The organism is Aequoribacter sp. (genome assembly GCF_965659035.1).
GTDB lineage: Bacteria > Pseudomonadota > Gammaproteobacteria > Pseudomonadales > Halieaceae > Aequoribacter.
This window is the reverse complement of the sequence record NZ_CBFHWH010000026.1, coordinates 1-13,823: the sequence shown is the minus strand read 5'-3', so window position 1 is coordinate 13,823 and position 13,823 is coordinate 1. Positions and strand designations below refer to the sequence as shown.

At 53.3% G+C, this 13,823-nt stretch carries 16 protein-coding genes; 2 read left to right on the top strand and 14 right to left on the bottom strand.

The features are described from left to right. From ACTF5Z_RS05990 to ACTF5Z_RS05935, 12 genes are all read right to left on the bottom strand, one after another. Positions 1 to 830, bottom strand: an 830-nt coding sequence (locus tag ACTF5Z_RS05990; RefSeq protein WP_438984882.1) for a beta-N-acetylglucosaminidase domain-containing protein, incomplete at its 3' end; no start/stop codon positions are given. After that, positions 830 to 1,186 (bottom strand): PilZ domain-containing protein, encoded by a 357-nt coding sequence (locus tag ACTF5Z_RS05985; protein ID WP_009575447.1) that lies wholly within the window; start codon positions 1,184 to 1,186, stop codon positions 830 to 832. The genes ACTF5Z_RS05990 and ACTF5Z_RS05985, both read right to left, overlap by 1 nt. 27 nt (positions 1,187 to 1,213) lie before the next feature. Beyond that, positions 1,214 to 2,119 carry a hypothetical protein gene (locus ACTF5Z_RS05980; RefSeq protein WP_438984881.1) on the bottom strand — a complete coding sequence of 302 codons (906 nt, stop codon included), beginning with the start codon at positions 2,117 to 2,119 and terminating at the stop codon, positions 1,214 to 1,216. Then, entirely contained in the window at positions 2,119 to 2,757 is a 639-nt protein-coding gene (gene tmk, locus ACTF5Z_RS05975) for a dTMP kinase (RefSeq protein WP_438984880.1), read from the bottom strand. The genes ACTF5Z_RS05980 and tmk overlap by 1 nt, the downstream gene beginning before the upstream one ends. 9 nt (positions 2,758 to 2,766) lie before the next feature. Beyond that, on the bottom strand, positions 2,767 to 3,756 hold the full coding sequence (gene mltG / locus ACTF5Z_RS05970; RefSeq protein WP_438984879.1) for an endolytic transglycosylase MltG: 990 nt from the start codon (positions 3,754 to 3,756) through the stop codon (positions 2,767 to 2,769). Next, on the bottom strand, positions 3,756 to 4,589 hold the full coding sequence (locus tag ACTF5Z_RS05965) for an aminotransferase class IV (RefSeq protein ID WP_438984878.1): 834 nt from the start codon (positions 4,587 to 4,589) through the stop codon (positions 3,756 to 3,758). The genes mltG and ACTF5Z_RS05965 overlap by 1 nt, the downstream gene beginning before the upstream one ends. Positions 4,590 to 4,595: 6 nt before the next feature. Then, positions 4,596 to 5,837 carry a beta-ketoacyl-ACP synthase II gene (gene fabF / locus ACTF5Z_RS05960; RefSeq protein ID WP_438984877.1) on the bottom strand — a complete coding sequence of 414 codons (1,242 nt, stop codon included), beginning with the start codon at positions 5,835 to 5,837 and terminating at the stop codon, positions 4,596 to 4,598. A 100-nt stretch (positions 5,838 to 5,937) separates the two neighbouring features. Next, the gene (gene acpP, locus ACTF5Z_RS05955; protein ID WP_009575457.1) at positions 5,938 to 6,174 is read right to left on the bottom strand and encodes an acyl carrier protein; all 237 of its coding nucleotides are present in this window, start codon (positions 6,172 to 6,174) and stop codon (positions 5,938 to 5,940) included. Positions 6,175 to 6,278: 104 nt separating this feature from the next. Next, entirely contained in the window at positions 6,279 to 7,013 is a 735-nt protein-coding gene (gene fabG, locus ACTF5Z_RS05950) for a 3-oxoacyl-ACP reductase FabG (RefSeq protein ID WP_438984876.1), read from the bottom strand. Continuing rightward, positions 7,010 to 7,957, bottom strand: a complete 948-nt coding sequence (gene fabD, locus ACTF5Z_RS05945) for an ACP S-malonyltransferase (RefSeq protein WP_438984875.1) — start codon at positions 7,955 to 7,957, stop codon at positions 7,010 to 7,012. Before fabD ends, fabG begins: the two co-directional genes overlap by 4 nt. Before the next feature lie 59 nt (positions 7,958 to 8,016). Continuing rightward, on the bottom strand, positions 8,017 to 8,196 hold the full coding sequence (gene rpmF, locus ACTF5Z_RS05940; protein ID WP_009575461.1) for a 50S ribosomal protein L32: 180 nt from the start codon (positions 8,194 to 8,196) through the stop codon (positions 8,017 to 8,019). A gap of 19 nt (positions 8,197 to 8,215) precedes the next feature. Continuing rightward, on the bottom strand, positions 8,216 to 8,740 hold the full coding sequence (locus ACTF5Z_RS05935) for a YceD family protein (protein WP_438984874.1): 525 nt from the start codon (positions 8,738 to 8,740) through the stop codon (positions 8,216 to 8,218). Between the two features lie 31 nt (positions 8,741 to 8,771). Between ACTF5Z_RS05935 and ACTF5Z_RS05930 the strand changes: the two genes are divergently transcribed. Continuing rightward, a complete protein-coding gene (locus ACTF5Z_RS05930; protein WP_438984873.1) occupies positions 8,772 to 9,380 on the top strand; it encodes a Maf family protein in 609 nt (202 codons plus the stop codon). Between the two features lie 10 nt (positions 9,381 to 9,390). Here ACTF5Z_RS05930 and ACTF5Z_RS05925 read toward each other — a convergent pair whose 3' ends face one another. Next, on the bottom strand, positions 9,391 to 10,044 hold the full coding sequence (locus ACTF5Z_RS05925; RefSeq protein WP_438984872.1) for an HAD-IA family hydrolase: 654 nt from the start codon (positions 10,042 to 10,044) through the stop codon (positions 9,391 to 9,393). Next, complete coding sequence (locus tag ACTF5Z_RS05920) at positions 10,028 to 10,993, bottom strand: RluA family pseudouridine synthase (protein WP_438984871.1); 966 nt, start codon at positions 10,991 to 10,993, stop codon at positions 10,028 to 10,030. Before ACTF5Z_RS05920 ends, ACTF5Z_RS05925 begins: the two co-directional genes overlap by 17 nt. 447 nt (positions 10,994 to 11,440) lie before the next feature. Between ACTF5Z_RS05920 and rne the strand changes: the two genes are divergently transcribed. Next, positions 11,441 to 13,823, top strand: a 2,383-nt coding sequence (rne, locus tag ACTF5Z_RS05915) for a ribonuclease E (protein WP_438984870.1), incomplete at its 3' end; no start/stop codon positions are given.

The following is a 13,823-nucleotide window of genomic DNA, read 5'->3' as shown; positions in this document are numbered from 1 at the left end:
GGAGTTAGGCAATACAGCTTTGACAACCCCGATAAGCCGAGTAAAGACAAATGCAACTGATTCATGGGATTACACAAGTGACCCTGCAGACGCGAATTCGGGGAGCGAGCGGACAATGGCTTCAGGTACAAATGCTGCGATCTAAGACGCCCGTCATTCACTGGATAATTATCCCACAGCACCAGAGTCTCGCCCCACAGCTGTTTAGCAACCTGAACATCCGCTTCGCTCACCCTATCAGAGCAAACACTCGGCCCTGTCCAAAACACCCCTGTAGTATCGCTCAGACCTGCTTGGTATTGTTCGATATAACCGGGAGGCATGGGACCGAAGACTTTTTCCAACACAGGATCGGGCGAGTAGTAGGTGGGACAAACCATACGATGTGCCTGGGGCAACGCCTGCGCCACCTCCGCCAAACAATCCAGCTGACGGGATGCAGTGTCAACAGTACTGTGACTCATATCATCAAACAGCACGGCAATGATATCGGGCTTGAGATCTGAAATGACTTGGAGCTTATTGCGCAAGGCCCGCTTGTCAGCTTGACTCAACCCCCGGTTTACCCCCAAGGGTGACAGTCCGATACCCCACTGCAGCCCCGCTGCCCTGTAGGCTCGCGCCATGTGATCAAGCAACTCTAGCTCTGAGTCAGGAAGAGGATCCCGCCACTTAGATCGAAGATAAGTCTGTGATTTCGGAGCGTAAATGTAGGTGTTAAAGCCCAGCTCAGCAAACCAAGAAGCCGCTTGATTCCGATGGCTCTGCGCCCAAGCGCGACCGTAGAAACCCTCGATAACACCAACGAATCGGGGCCGCGCAGACGACATTACAGGGTGTGAGTAGGACGGTCAGAGCGCAATATGCCAACCAGATACTTTTCGATTTTCTCGTTGACCGAAGAGTCTTGATCGCTGAACTGAACGCCAATGCCCGCTACGCGGTTGCCTTGCGGCTGTTTGGGTGTGATCCACACAACCTGACCCGTGATAGGAATTTTTTCGGGTTCGTCCATTAGATTCAGCAACATGAACACTTCATCACCAATGGCATAGTTCTTAGTGGTGGGCACAAACAGTCCACCGTTACGCAAAAATGGCATGTACGCAGAATAAAGCACCGACTGCTCTTTGATCGTCAGCGACAGCAAACCTTGTCCACTGCTAGGTATCGCCTTTTTTGCCATGTGCCTTCCGTTCATCTCGACCTCAACTCAGAGGATGTTTACACAAAGTTGCTCTAAGGCCAAGGGGATATTGATGTTAGGCGATCGGTGATAGGTGCCGTGCAGCTCCACCAATGCCTTATGCCACTGTAGCAAGCGAGTATTCAGCGTATTCTTGCTCGCTTCAGCCATGGCAAATTGATGTGCATTGGCAATTAACACCATAAGCAACAACTGCGCGTCTAGACCCTGAGCGGCTTGTCCGAGTTCCCTGGCGGTGGCTTCGCCCGCCAGCAAGTTCTCGGCGACGCCCACCGCCCCTATCAAGGCGTCAGCGGCATCGCTGTCCTCAATACTTATGGCCAAGAGCGGCTCGTTACTCGCTAACCGGAGCAACGTTTGCGCCCGCTGGTCAGTTAATCCTCGGTTTTGCAAAAACTCGAGCGCCTGATTTGGATCGGGTCTAGCGACAATGCGCTTCTGACAGCGACTCATGACAGTCGCCGGTAACTGTGAGGTACGAGAGGACACCAAGAATAGATACGTATTGGCTGGCGGCTCTTCCAAAAATTTCAGTAAAGCATTTGCCGCATTTCGGTTTAGCGCACTCGCGGGAGCCAAAATTAACACCTTACCAGCCGCGTAGTTTGCCGTTTTGGCTCCGAGGTTCAAGAGCGCCCGAACTTGATCGACTTTGATCACCTTAGACGAGCCCTCGGGTTGACAGAGGTAATAATCACTGTGGGCGCTCTGCTCCAGCAATCGACAGGCCCGGCAAAGCCCGCACGCATTGTGATTGTCACACAACATAAAGTGGGGCAACGCAGCAGCTAGAGCCGTGGCTTCGGGATCCGAACCCACCGTCAGAAGCATTGCATGTGGCAGTCGCTCTGACTGGCGCCGACCAGCCAATTCCTCCAACACGGGTTTGTGCCAGCTCAAAATAGTGGCCATCAAACTGACACCCAGGCGTTCACTAGTGGTTCGAGATGTAAATTTACCGATGCACGAACATCATCTACAGTCGCCGTCGCGTCAATCACGCGAAACCGCTCGGATTCGCCCCTCGCCCTTGTTAAATACGCCGAGCGCACACGCTGCATGAACTCCAAGCCCTCTCGCTCAAAACGATCCAGCGCTCCTCGATCTCGCATACGCTGCAGGGTGATCTCTATGGGTGCATCAAATAACAGCGTAAGATCAGGGTTGACCCCCATTTGGACCAAACGCTCTAAAGTCGCAATTTTATCTCCATCTACACCCCGTCCACCATGTTGATAGGCGTATGTGGCATCGGTAAAACGATCACACAAGACCCACTCACCTCGATCAACAGCGGGCAAAATCACTCTCGCCAAATGCTGAGCTCTAGCGGCAAACATCAGCAAGAGCTCGGTAGTCGGATCTACAGTTTCATTGCGGGGACTCAGCAAAACGCCACGGATTTCTTCAGCCAATTCAGTGCCACCTGGCTCGCGAGTTACGCAAGCCTTAATACCTCTTTGCTCAAGCGCCTCTTTAACTAGCGCTAACTGAGTGCTTTTGCCTGTTCCCTCGCCACCCTCGAAAGTGATGAAATAGCCTTTTCGCATGACCTACCTTTATTGCTTTTGTTTGTTCAGATACGACCTGACGGCGCGCTCATGCGCCGCCAATGTATCGGAAAATACGTGGCCGCCCTCGCCGTCGGCCACAAAGTATAGCGCAGTACCCTGCTTAGGTCTTACCGCTGCCTCCAGCGACGCTCGACCAGGCGAAGCGATAGGCGTTGGTGGCAAACCGCCATGCTGATAGGTGTTGTAGATATTATTTTTGTCACGAAGATGCGCCCGAGTGATGTCGCCCTGATAGCGTTCCCCCAAACCATAAATAATGGTCGGATCGGTCTGTAGCCGCATGCTTTTTTGCAGTCGCCGAATAAAAACTCCGGCAATATCGGCTCGTTCAGACCCGAGACTCGTCTCTTTCTCGATAAGTGAGGCTAAGATAAGCGCCTGATACGGAGTCGATATTGGCAAGTTTTCGGCTCGGTTCTCCCAAATCTGATCGAGAGTACTCAGCATCGCTTGATAGGCGCGCATAATGATCGCTTGATCGGTCGTATTGGCCAAAAAATAATAGGTGTCCGGAAACAACCATCCTTCAGGACCATTCACTTCTGCGAACGTTTTCGCAATCCAAGGATCGTCGACCCCATCCAGCTCCGACCGAACATGAGGATGGCCTTGAATAGTCAACAACAGCTCCTTAAACGTTCTACCCTCTACCAGAGTGATTTTGTAGCTGTGTGCTTCACCTGACACCAGCAGACGCATCAAAGCACGTGGGCTCATGGCATCTTCTATCTGGTAGTGACCGGCACGAATACCGCGATCAGCGCCCGTCAGTCGTCCGGCAAAGGCAAATATCGTTGGTGCTGTCACCATGCCCTGCCGCGCCAAAGTGTCCGCGACTTGCCCCATGCTGGCGCCTTGCTCTACGACCAACACCTGTGGCTGCCCTGTCCAAGTCGTCGTCCCGTACCACCATCGTCCACCCACAACAACGCAGGTTACGGCAATGACGAGCGCGAGCCCGATCAATTTGCGCATCAGCATGCCTCCAGGGCGAGCACATCAGTATATCGCTGTTTGATGCCCGCTATTTGGGGCGAGGATCGAAGCGGACGACCACTGATCGACCCAACCTCCTGAAAACCCCGCAATGCATTGGATATCATGACGGCATCGGCTTGATACAGTTGATCTAGCGTCAATTCACTCTCTTTTGCAGGCCAATATCCCTGCTCACTCTGTTGCAGGAACCAAGCTCTTCGGGTTCCGGCCACACCAGCATCGTTAAGTAAGGGCGTGTGCCAAACATCATCAATCAAGGCATACACGTTGGCGCGCGTTGTACACACCACTGGCCCCGTCTCTAAACACATCAGGCCGTCTTCGTAACCCTGATCCGCTAAGGACTGGGAAGCCATGACTTGCTCTAATCGATTAGCATGCTTTAGGCCAGCTAATAGGGGCTGGCGGGCCAAGTGTATGGGGCTCACACCAAGATCAACTGGCCTAGGACTAGACATCGGCGCAGTGTTAATTAAACAAACCAACTCCGGAGTTGTCTGATCACTGAACGCATAGCCCCGCGCATCAACCGACCTATGAACGCTGAATCTCACCGCACAGAACCTATCTGACGCCTGGGTTTTGAGTGTTGCCTCAATATCTGTAACGAACGCCTGGAACACTTGGGGATCCAACGTAATTTTAAGTCGCGCAGCGCCTGACAATAAGCGCTGCCAATGCAGAGACGCCAAGACAAGATGTGTTTGCGCCCACAGCAGAGTCTCAAATAAGGCGTCCCCGTAAAGCGCCGCCCGGTCGTTTGGCGCTAGGGTTTGACGATCCGAGCCGTGAACAAGCACCCAGCTCACCAGAGGCTACTCGACTTTGCCGAAAACCAAGGTTCCGTTGGTACCACCAAACCCAAACGAGTTGGACAATGCGTAACGACCAACAAACGTTTGCGCGCTGTGCGGCACATAGTTCAGATCACACCCCTCGCTGGGGTTGTCTAAATTAATCGTGGGCGGTGCAACCTGTTCTTGCAAGGCCAAGATCGAGAATATAGCTTCAACCGCACCCGCGGCACCCAACAGATGCCCTACCATCGATTTGGTCGAGCTTACGGCAACCTTGCTCGCATGCGAGCCCATCACCCGTTTTACCGCATGAGTCTCGGCAATATCGCCGGCCGGTGTCGACGTGCCATGGGCGTTGATATAGGCAATTTGGTCGGCTGAAACACCCGCATCGTTCAATGCGTTTTGCATACTCGCCGCGGCGCCGCGGCCATCTTCGGGTGGCAGAGTCATATGGTAGGCGTCACCCGACATACCAAAGCCCACGACTTCTCCATAAATTTTTGCACCACGCGCTTTAGCATGCTCGTACTCTTCCAACATCAAAACGCCGGCGCCGTCGCCTAGAACAAAGCCATCACGGTCTTTATCCCAGGGCCGAGACGCTGCAGAGGGGTCATCGTTTCTCGTCGATAGGGCTCGCGCCGCTGCAAAACCACCGAGGCCAACTGGGGTAGTCGCCATTTCGGCGCCGCCTGCCAACATCGCGTCGGCATCTCCCATGCTAATCATGCGCGCGCCCATGCCGATATTATGTGTACCCGTAGTACAAGCCGTTACGATTGCGATATTCGGCCCTTGCATGTTGTACTTAACGGATAAGTTCCCTGAGATCATGTTAATGATGGACCCGGGAACAAAAAATGGACTGATGCGACGGGGCCCGCGTTCAGCGACCAAAAGCGAGTTTTTCTCGATCTCACCAATACCGCCGATGCCAGAGCCAATAGCACACCCTACTCTGGGGGCATTTTCGTCGGTAATCTCCAACCCGCTGTCCTCAAAGGCCTGAATACCAGCAACCATGCCGTATTGGACAAACACGTCCATTTTGCGCGCATCTTTGGCCGGGATGTAAGGATCTGTATCCAAGCCTCGCACACTGGCGCTGAATGTGGTTGAAAAAGCCTCGGTAGCAAAAGTCTCGATGGGTGCAGCACCACTTTTGCCCGCTAACAATGCGTTCCAAGTATCCTTAACGTTGTGTCCCAAGGGGCTAACCATGCCCATACCCGTGACTACGACTCGTCTACCTTTCATGCCTATCTCCGCCGTTTTTTGAACACCAAAAGCGTATTGACACCCATAAAAAAAGCCGCACTAGTCTCTAGTTGCGGCTTCCTGCTTGGGCTTTTGAAGCCTAAGCTAGGTTGGTATTGATGTAATCAATCGCCAATTGAACCGTCGTGATTTTCTCGGCTTCTTCGTCAGGGATTTCAGTTTCGAATTCCTCTTCCAACGCCATAACCAGCTCTACAGTGTCGAGTGAATCCGCACCGAGATCTTCCACGAATGATGCTTCGTTAGAAACCTCGTCTTCTTTAACACCTAACTGTTCTGCTACGATTTTTTTTACGCGTTCTTCAATACTGCTCATGATTTTTAATCACTCCTGAGTTTTGACTTTGATGCCATACCACTTCTCGAGTGGCGATTTTACCTTGTTTTTGTAGACTGAGTAACACTTTTTTAAAAAAAGCATTAACCCATGTACATTCCACCATTAACCTGAATGGTTTCCCCTGTGATGTAGGCAGCGCCGTCGCTGGCTAAAAATGCCACCAAAGCCGCTACTTCATCTGCTCCACCGAGTCGCCCCAGCGGAATCTGTGCTGACAGCGTACCCTTGGCATCGTCGCCCAAAGCATCTGTCATGTCCGTTTCGATAAACCCAGGAGCGACTGCGTTCACCGTAATATTCCTTGAGCCCAATTCGCGCGCCAAGGCCCGAGTAAAGCCCTCTACCCCAGCCTTAGTTGCAGCGTAGTTGGATTGCCCCGCGTTACCCATACGACCCACCACCGACGAGACATTGATAATTCTACCCCAGCGAGCACGAGTCATCCCTTTTACGGCACCTTTGCAGACCCGATACAATGCATTTAAGTTGGTATCGACTACGCTAAACCACTCGTCATCTTTCATGCGCATCAGCAGGTTATCCGCGGTAATGCCAGCGTTATTAACCAGCACCGTCGCCACACCAAAGCGCGCTTTGATCACTTCTAAACAGGCATTGACGCTCGCTTCGTCGGTCACGTTTAACACCAGACCCGCACCGCCTGAAGCCGCTAGGCGATCATCAATGGACGCCGCGCCTTTCTCACTGGTCGCGGTGCCTACGACAATCATACCCGCCGCGACCAGGGCATCCGCGATTGCCGCGCCAATACCGCGCGACGCGCCCGTCACCAATGCAATTCTTTGTTCGCTCATGCATTCACCTCTACCGCATAAGTCTCCAGAGCCTCATAACTGCTCAAGCTGACGCATGCTAAATTTTTATCAATTCGCTTACCCAAGCCCGACAATACTTTGCCCGGACCACATTCAACCAAGCATTGAACCCCTTTAGTCGCCATCGACTGTACGCATTGCGTCCAGCGCACAGGGCTGTAGAGCTGCTTCACCAGCAACTCACGAATCACGGCGGGCTCATCTTCAGTTTCGGCACTCACGTTGTGAACAACGCCAACGTCTGGAGAGCGTATTTCTATGGCGGCTAAAGACTCACCCAAGGCTTGAGCAGCGACTTCCATCAATGAAGTGTGGAACGGCGCACTCACCGGTAATGGCATAACACGCTTGGCACCGGCATCTTTCAGCGCTGTCTCGGCAGCGGCCACTCCCTCTTTATGCCCAGCAATAACAACTTGCCCTGGCGCATTAAAGTTGACGGCCTCGACGACTAAACCCGTATCACTCGCAACCTGTTGGCAGGTTTTAACGATGACGTGATCATCCAGGCCAATCACCGCACCCATCGCGCCGACACCCGCTGGAACCGCGGCTTGCATCAACTCGCCGCGACGACGAACAAGGCGTACGGCATCTGCCAACGCAATACTGCCTGCTGCAGTAAGTGCTGAGAACTCGCCCAAGCTGTGCCCACTCATCAGTGCCGGCTTCAGACCGCACATGGATTCATAAACGCGGTAAATTGCAACACTAGAGGCAAGCAGCACGGGTTGCGTGTTCGCGGTTAAACTCAGGGTTTCTTGATCTCCGTTGGCAATGAGATCCCAGAGGTCAAAGCCCAACGCGTCAGAGGCTTCCACGAACGTGTCTTTGAAAATAGAAGACTGCTGGTAGTAGTCTGCCAACATTTGAGGTGCCTGAGAACCCTGCCCAGGAAACACGAAAGCAGTTAAGGTGGTCATAATTTCAACCCGAACGGTTTAGCGAGGGGACTGCGGCGCGTTAAGCGCCGCATTCAGAATTAGTCTTCTGAGGTTTCTACGACTTTACGGCCTTTGTAAAAGCCATCAGCAGAAACGTGGTGACGACGATGCGTCTCTCCAGTGGTCGAGTCAACGCTTAAGGTTGGACCCGAAAGCGCATCATGCGAGCGACGCATACCGCGACGCGAGCGAGTCTTCTTGCTTTTTTGAACTGCCATAACACTACCCTGTTGTGGTTTACGACTCGTTGGAGTCGTTTGTTAAATTGGCCAACACCGCAAAAGGGTTTGGCTTCCGATCTTCTACTATGGGTGTCGCTTCTAATTCCGGCAACGCATCTATACACATGGCTTCATGCATCGGCGCTACGGGCAATGCCAGCAACAACTCTTCTTCAATAACTTCATACAGGTCCAACTCTTCACCAGTATACACCAAAGGCTCGTACTGATTAGGACATTGTTGTGCTTGCTCGTCAGAGCTGCACAACATCAGTGTACTGTGTGCTTCTACCGCCAAAGGCATGATGTCTAAACACCGCTCACACCGCACGCCAACATCACCCGCCACATCGACGGTTACCACGAACCTGCGCTGTTCGTCACGCAAGAAGCGCAATGAAGCGCTAATCGTGGTATCTTCGCAGCTCACAACGCTCGCTAATCTGGATAAAGCGCTTGCCTTAACACTACCGCTCAGCTCAAGCTCTTTTACACAGGCTTTACGCGCGTCAAAGCATTTCGGCAATGGGCCCTGTTTCATAGGGCGCGCATGATAGGGAGTGACCTACGATTTGTCAAAGGAAAACGAACGCCTAGCCCTCGGCACAGCGAAAAAGTTAGTGCTGGCGTCAACATCTCGCTATCGAGCTCAACTTTTAGCCCGATTATCGCTCACTTTTGAGATCCTTGACCCCGGCGTTGATGAGACACCAAGCGCAAACGAGGACCCACGAGCACTCGCTTTGCGACTGGCAATAGCGAAAGCGCAAACGCCATTAGCGCCCGCTGATGCCTGGGTACTAGGCTCCGATCAGGTGCTCGCGTGCCACGAGCGCACTCTCGGCAAGCCCGGCACCCATGATATGGCAATACAACAGCTTAGCGCGTGCTCTGGATCAACCGTCTCTTTTTACACTGCCGTCTGTTTATCGAACCGTGCTTCGAGTCTCTGTTACTCGCATGTAGTGGACACGCGGGTGACGTTCAGAGAGCTCAGCGATCGGGATATAGCAACCTACGTTGCGACAGAACCCGCCCTTGACTGTGCAGGCTCATTCAAAGTCGAAGGACTGGGTATCAGCTTATTTACCGAAGTGAGCTCAACCGACCCCACAGCGCTTGAGGGCCTACCGCTGATTAGCGTGTGCTCAATGTTGCGCGAAGCCAACTTAATGGACTGAGCTTAAGGCTTCATAAACTCCGCCGCCAGACCTCCAAGGCAGATCTTAGCCCACCAACGTCGTCCACCACCGCCAAGGGCTGATGTGGCAAAAGTTGCTCGCGGGTGTGGACACCATAGGTCACACCAATTGAGGCCATCCCCGCCTGCTCTGCCATTGCCAAGTCATAGATCGAATCACCCACCATAACAGCCTGCTCTACCGTCATCCAAGCCTCATCAAGCAGCTCATGAAGCATCAAGGGGTGAGGTTTTGAACGCGTTTCGTCAGCGCAGCGCGTGTGCGCGAACAGGGTCTGCATACCAAGTTCTGATAACACCCGATTCAGGCCCCGACGGCTCTTGCCCGTCGCTACGGCGAGCGTGGCACCCGCCTCTTTTAGCTCTGCCAGAATATCCTCAATACCGGCAAACAAGGACACGTCAGGGAGTGTTTGTGATTCACTAAAATGCTGGGAATAGGCCTTGGCCAAATCTAGATGCTTGTCAGGGGTCTCGGGAAATAAGACCTCCATCGCTTGAGGCAGGCCGAGCCCGATAATATGCCTAACCTCCTTGTCTAGGGGCACATTGACGCCGCAATCGGCGGCTGCAGCCTGCATTGCCAATACAATACGAAGCACCGAATCACACAAGGTGCCGTCCCAATCAAATACGACTAACACAGCGTTCTATTACCTCGTTTAATTCCTGATCGTAGGGAGCACTGACATTGAGTGACTTTCCAGAGGGCGCAATTAACTCAAGACTTGCTGCATGTAAAAATAGACGCTTCAATCCGATGCTTGCTGCGAGCTCGTGAGCTCCCTCGTGTGCATATTTATCATCACCCAATAAACAGTGACCGAGGTGTGCAGCATGCACCCGAATTTGATGCGTTCGCCCAGTAATGGGTTTCGCTTCGACCAAAGTAAGACCCGGATAGCGATTAAGCGTCGCAAATTCCGTCTTTGCTTTTTGCCCCTCTTCATTCACCCGCACGATACGCTCACCGGAGGCCAAAGCGAACTTCTTCAAGGGCGCGTCCACCAATCTCTGCGCTCTAGGCCATTTGCCGTACACTAAAGCGTGATAACGCTTGGTCAACTTACGATCACGCAGCAGCGCGTGCAAGTGTCGCAGCGCGCTGTTTTTCTTTGCGATCATGATGCATCCCGATGTATCCCGATCGAGTCGGTGAACCAACTCTAAGCGGCGCGCCTCTGGCCGCAACTGCCGTAACACTTCTATCAAACCGTACTTCAAGCCACTCCCGCCGTGCACCGCAAGGCCTGAGGGTTTGTTTATGATCATGAAGTCAGCATCCTCATACAGCACCGCACGCTCTACGCCATCCAACCAATGCTTAGCCACCAAAGCTCCCTCAGTTTGAAGGGCGCGTTCGCCAAGCGGGGGGATACGAATGTCATCGCCCTCTAAGAGCTTATACATTGCGTTCGCGCGCCCTTTGTTGACGCGCACTTCCCCGCCCCGTATTGCTTTATAAACGCGCGATTTGGGCACTTGTGCAAACCAGCGCAGCAAAAAGTTGTCTAAGCGTTGTCCCGCTTCGTCAACATCGATTTGATGGTAGGCAACTTGGCGCTTTGGGGCCTGATTGTTTTCTTGAGGCATAGAGATTAAATCATTGATGAATCGGCAGTTTCCTGTTAGTCTTCGCGCACTGCGAGTGCCCGACTCAGCGATCACACACTGCGAATAAGCGCAGTATAAACGCCGCGGCGCATATAGGCGAATGAATACAGACAGAAAACCGCGCCGCCGCCTCGCAGGAATCCGCACACGGCGGAATTCGGTCCAGGCAAGGGGCCTGACCGAGCTAAACAGTAACCGCGCGAATGGCCGGTGAAGATTACAGGTTTGATCGAACGTTTAGAAACTCTAAACGATACGAGAGAGAGCTGCCGGCATTACCGAGCAGCTTGGGTACAAGAGCCCCGTCCCCCGCTGTAAGCGGCGGAAATACGTGCACAAACACACGATCATTAAGCTCGTGTACCCTCTGATGTTGTTGACAATTGCAGCGCTTCGCCGGACGTCGCACCTAGAGTGAAAACGTCCATGAAAAAAATGTTAATCAACGCAACTCAGCCCGAAGAGCTGCGCGTTGCCTTAGTAGACGGCCAACGCCTCTACGATCTCGATATTGAAAATCGCACCCGAACCCAGAAAAAAGCCAACATCTACAAGGGTAAAATTACCCGCGTCGAGCCCAGTCTCGAGGCCGCGTTTGTCGACTTTGGCGCCGAGCGACACGGCTTTCTGCCCCTGAAAGAAATTGCACCCGAGTACTACAGCAAAAAAGGTAAAGCGGGCGACAGCAGCAAAATTAAAGACTTGGTGAAAGAAGGCACTGAAATCATCATTCAAGTCGATAAAGAAGAACGCGGCAATAAAGGCGCGGCCATTACCAGCTACATCAGCCTTGCGGGTCGCTACATGGTGCTCATGCCCAATAACCCCAAAGCCGGTGGTATTTCACGTCGCATCGAGGGCGATGACCGCTCACAGCTGCGTGACGCCATTAACGAATTGGTCATCCCTGACGGCATGGGTGTTATTGTGCGCACGGCCGGCGTTGGCCGCAGCTCAGAAGAGTTGCAGTGGGATCTAAACTATCTCGTACAGCTGTGGGAGGCCATCACGAAAGCGGCCGATGAATTCCGGGCACCCACCCTGTTGTTCCAAGAGAGCAACGTGATCGTGCGAGCAGTCCGCGACTATTTGCGCGACGACATCGACCAAGTTCTAATCGACTCAACCGATGCTCACCGCGAAGCGAGCGACTTCGTGGGATTAGTCATGCCGCAGTATCGAGATCGAATCAAGCTGTATGAAGATCCAATCCCAATGTTCAACCGCTTTCAAATTGAGGCGCAAATCGAAACCGCGTTCCAACGAGAAGTGCGGCTACCCTCAGGCGGTTCGATTGTAATCGACCCAACCGAGGCCCTTGTCTCAATTGATATTAACTCGGCCAAAGCGACTCGCGGTGGCGACATCGAAGAGACCGCGCTACAAACCAACCTAGAGGCGGCCGATGAAATTGCTCGACAGCTGCGTCTTCGCGACATGGGTGGTTTGGTCGTTATCGATTTCATTGACATGCTGGCCTCCAAAAACCAACGTTTAGTGGAAAACCGCATACGCGACGCACTCGCTATCGATCGAGCGCGCGTTCAAGTCGGTAAAATTTCACGCTTTGGTTTGTTGGAGATGTCGCGGCAACGGTTGCGTCCCTCGCTGGGCGAAACCAGTGCTATTGTTTGCCCCCGCTGTACCGGCCAAGGCATCATTCGGGACACGAAATCTCTGGCGCTATCCATCCTTCGCTTGCTTGAAGAAGAAGCCATTAAAGACCGTACCGCCGAAGTCCGCGCGCACGTGCCATTGGACGTCGCCGCCTATCTGCTCAACGAAAAACGTATCGCTTTGGCGACCATCGAAGCGAACGCTCGCGTCCGTGTTTTGGTCATCCCAAACCCCAACATGGAAACGCCCCATTTTGATGTCCAGCGACTGCGCGACGATGAAGTCAGTGGCGCGCGCGAAGTGAGCTATAAGGTCGACGTCGCCGTTCCGGACACCGATCTATTTAAAATAGAAGACGCCAAAGCTAAAGCGCCTGAGGCAGCTGTTAAGTCTATTGCGCCGACTCAAGCGCCTGCGCCCACTCCCAAGGCCGATACAAAGCCCGAAGCTAAACAACCGCGCAGAGACAACCGTAAAAAACAACACAAAAAGCCCAAGTCCTTATGGCAGAAAATTGTCCATGCCCTGTTCGGTGAACCGAAAAAAGCGAAGCCTGCTGAGAAAAAAGGCAAGCGCGACGAAGAGACGCCAAACCGCCGCAAACCGAGTGAGAATCGCAACGATAACCGCAATAACGAGCGCGGTACGAATAGCGAGGGTAGCAACAAGCGACGTCGTCGTCGTCCTAACAAGTCACGCGCCAACAGCCAGACCGAGAGCGAGCAGCAAACGACGACAGAGGTGTCTGCCGACACCGCAGAGCCCGCGCGTGAAGATAAGCCCAAGCGTCGACCTCGCAATCAGCGCCGTGCACCCACTCGCGAACGTGCAAATCGTGAACAGATCGCGGACGAAGCCCTGCATGCTGTAGCTGTAGCGGCAACGCAGGCAGAAGCAGTGCCGACTGAAGAGCCAACTCCTGCAAACGCAGAAGCACAAAAACCAGTCGAAGCGGTAGCCAGCGCAGAGCAAGCCAACACTGATACCGTCGCAGAAGAGGCGCAAGCTGCACCTGAAGCTCCGGTTGAGATCAACTCGTCAGAAAGCACAGCGCAACCGACAGCGAGCAGCGAAGACGGGGTAACGACACCACGAGTGGCAGAAGCCGCCGAAGAGGAAACAGAGAACCACCTGACTGAAGAGGCCAAAGCCGAATCAACAGACACTAGCAATACCTCAGAGGCGTCTGCTG

What these genes read in the sequence shown, in the direction of transcription:
- ACTF5Z_RS05985 (WP_009575447.1), bottom strand. Translation starts at nt 1,186, where the DNA reads ATGGCAAAAAAGGCGATACCTAGCAGTGGACAAGGTTTGCTGTCGCTG.
- ACTF5Z_RS05980 (WP_438984881.1), bottom strand. Translation starts at nt 2,119, where the DNA reads ATGGCCACTATTTTGAGCTGGCACAAACCCGTGTTGGAGGAATTGGCT.
- tmk (WP_438984880.1), bottom strand. Translation starts at nt 2,757, where the DNA reads ATGCGAAAAGGCTATTTCATCACTTTCGAGGGTGGCGAGGGAACAGGC.
- mltG (WP_438984879.1), bottom strand. Translation starts at nt 3,756, where the DNA reads ATGCGCAAATTGATCGGGCTCGCGCTCGTCATTGCCGTAACCTGCGTT.
- fabF (WP_438984877.1), bottom strand. Translation starts at nt 5,837, where the DNA reads ATGAAAGGTAGACGAGTCGTAGTCACGGGTATGGGCATGGTTAGCCCC.
- acpP (WP_009575457.1), bottom strand. Translation starts at nt 6,174, where the DNA reads ATGAGCAGTATTGAAGAACGCGTAAAAAAAATCGTAGCAGAACAGTTA.
- fabG (WP_438984876.1), bottom strand. Translation starts at nt 7,013, where the DNA reads ATGAGCGAACAAAGAATTGCATTGGTGACGGGCGCGTCGCGCGGTATT.
- fabD (WP_438984875.1), bottom strand. Translation starts at nt 7,957, where the DNA reads ATGACCACCTTAACTGCTTTCGTGTTTCCTGGGCAGGGTTCTCAGGCA.
- rpmF (WP_009575461.1), bottom strand. Translation starts at nt 8,196, where the DNA reads ATGGCAGTTCAAAAAAGCAAGAAGACTCGCTCGCGTCGCGGTATGCGT.
- ACTF5Z_RS05935 (WP_438984874.1), bottom strand. Translation starts at nt 8,740, where the DNA reads ATGAAACAGGGCCCATTGCCGAAATGCTTTGACGCGCGTAAAGCCTGT.
- ACTF5Z_RS05920 (WP_438984871.1), bottom strand. Translation starts at nt 10,993, where the DNA reads ATGCCTCAAGAAAACAATCAGGCCCCAAAGCGCCAAGTTGCCTACCAT.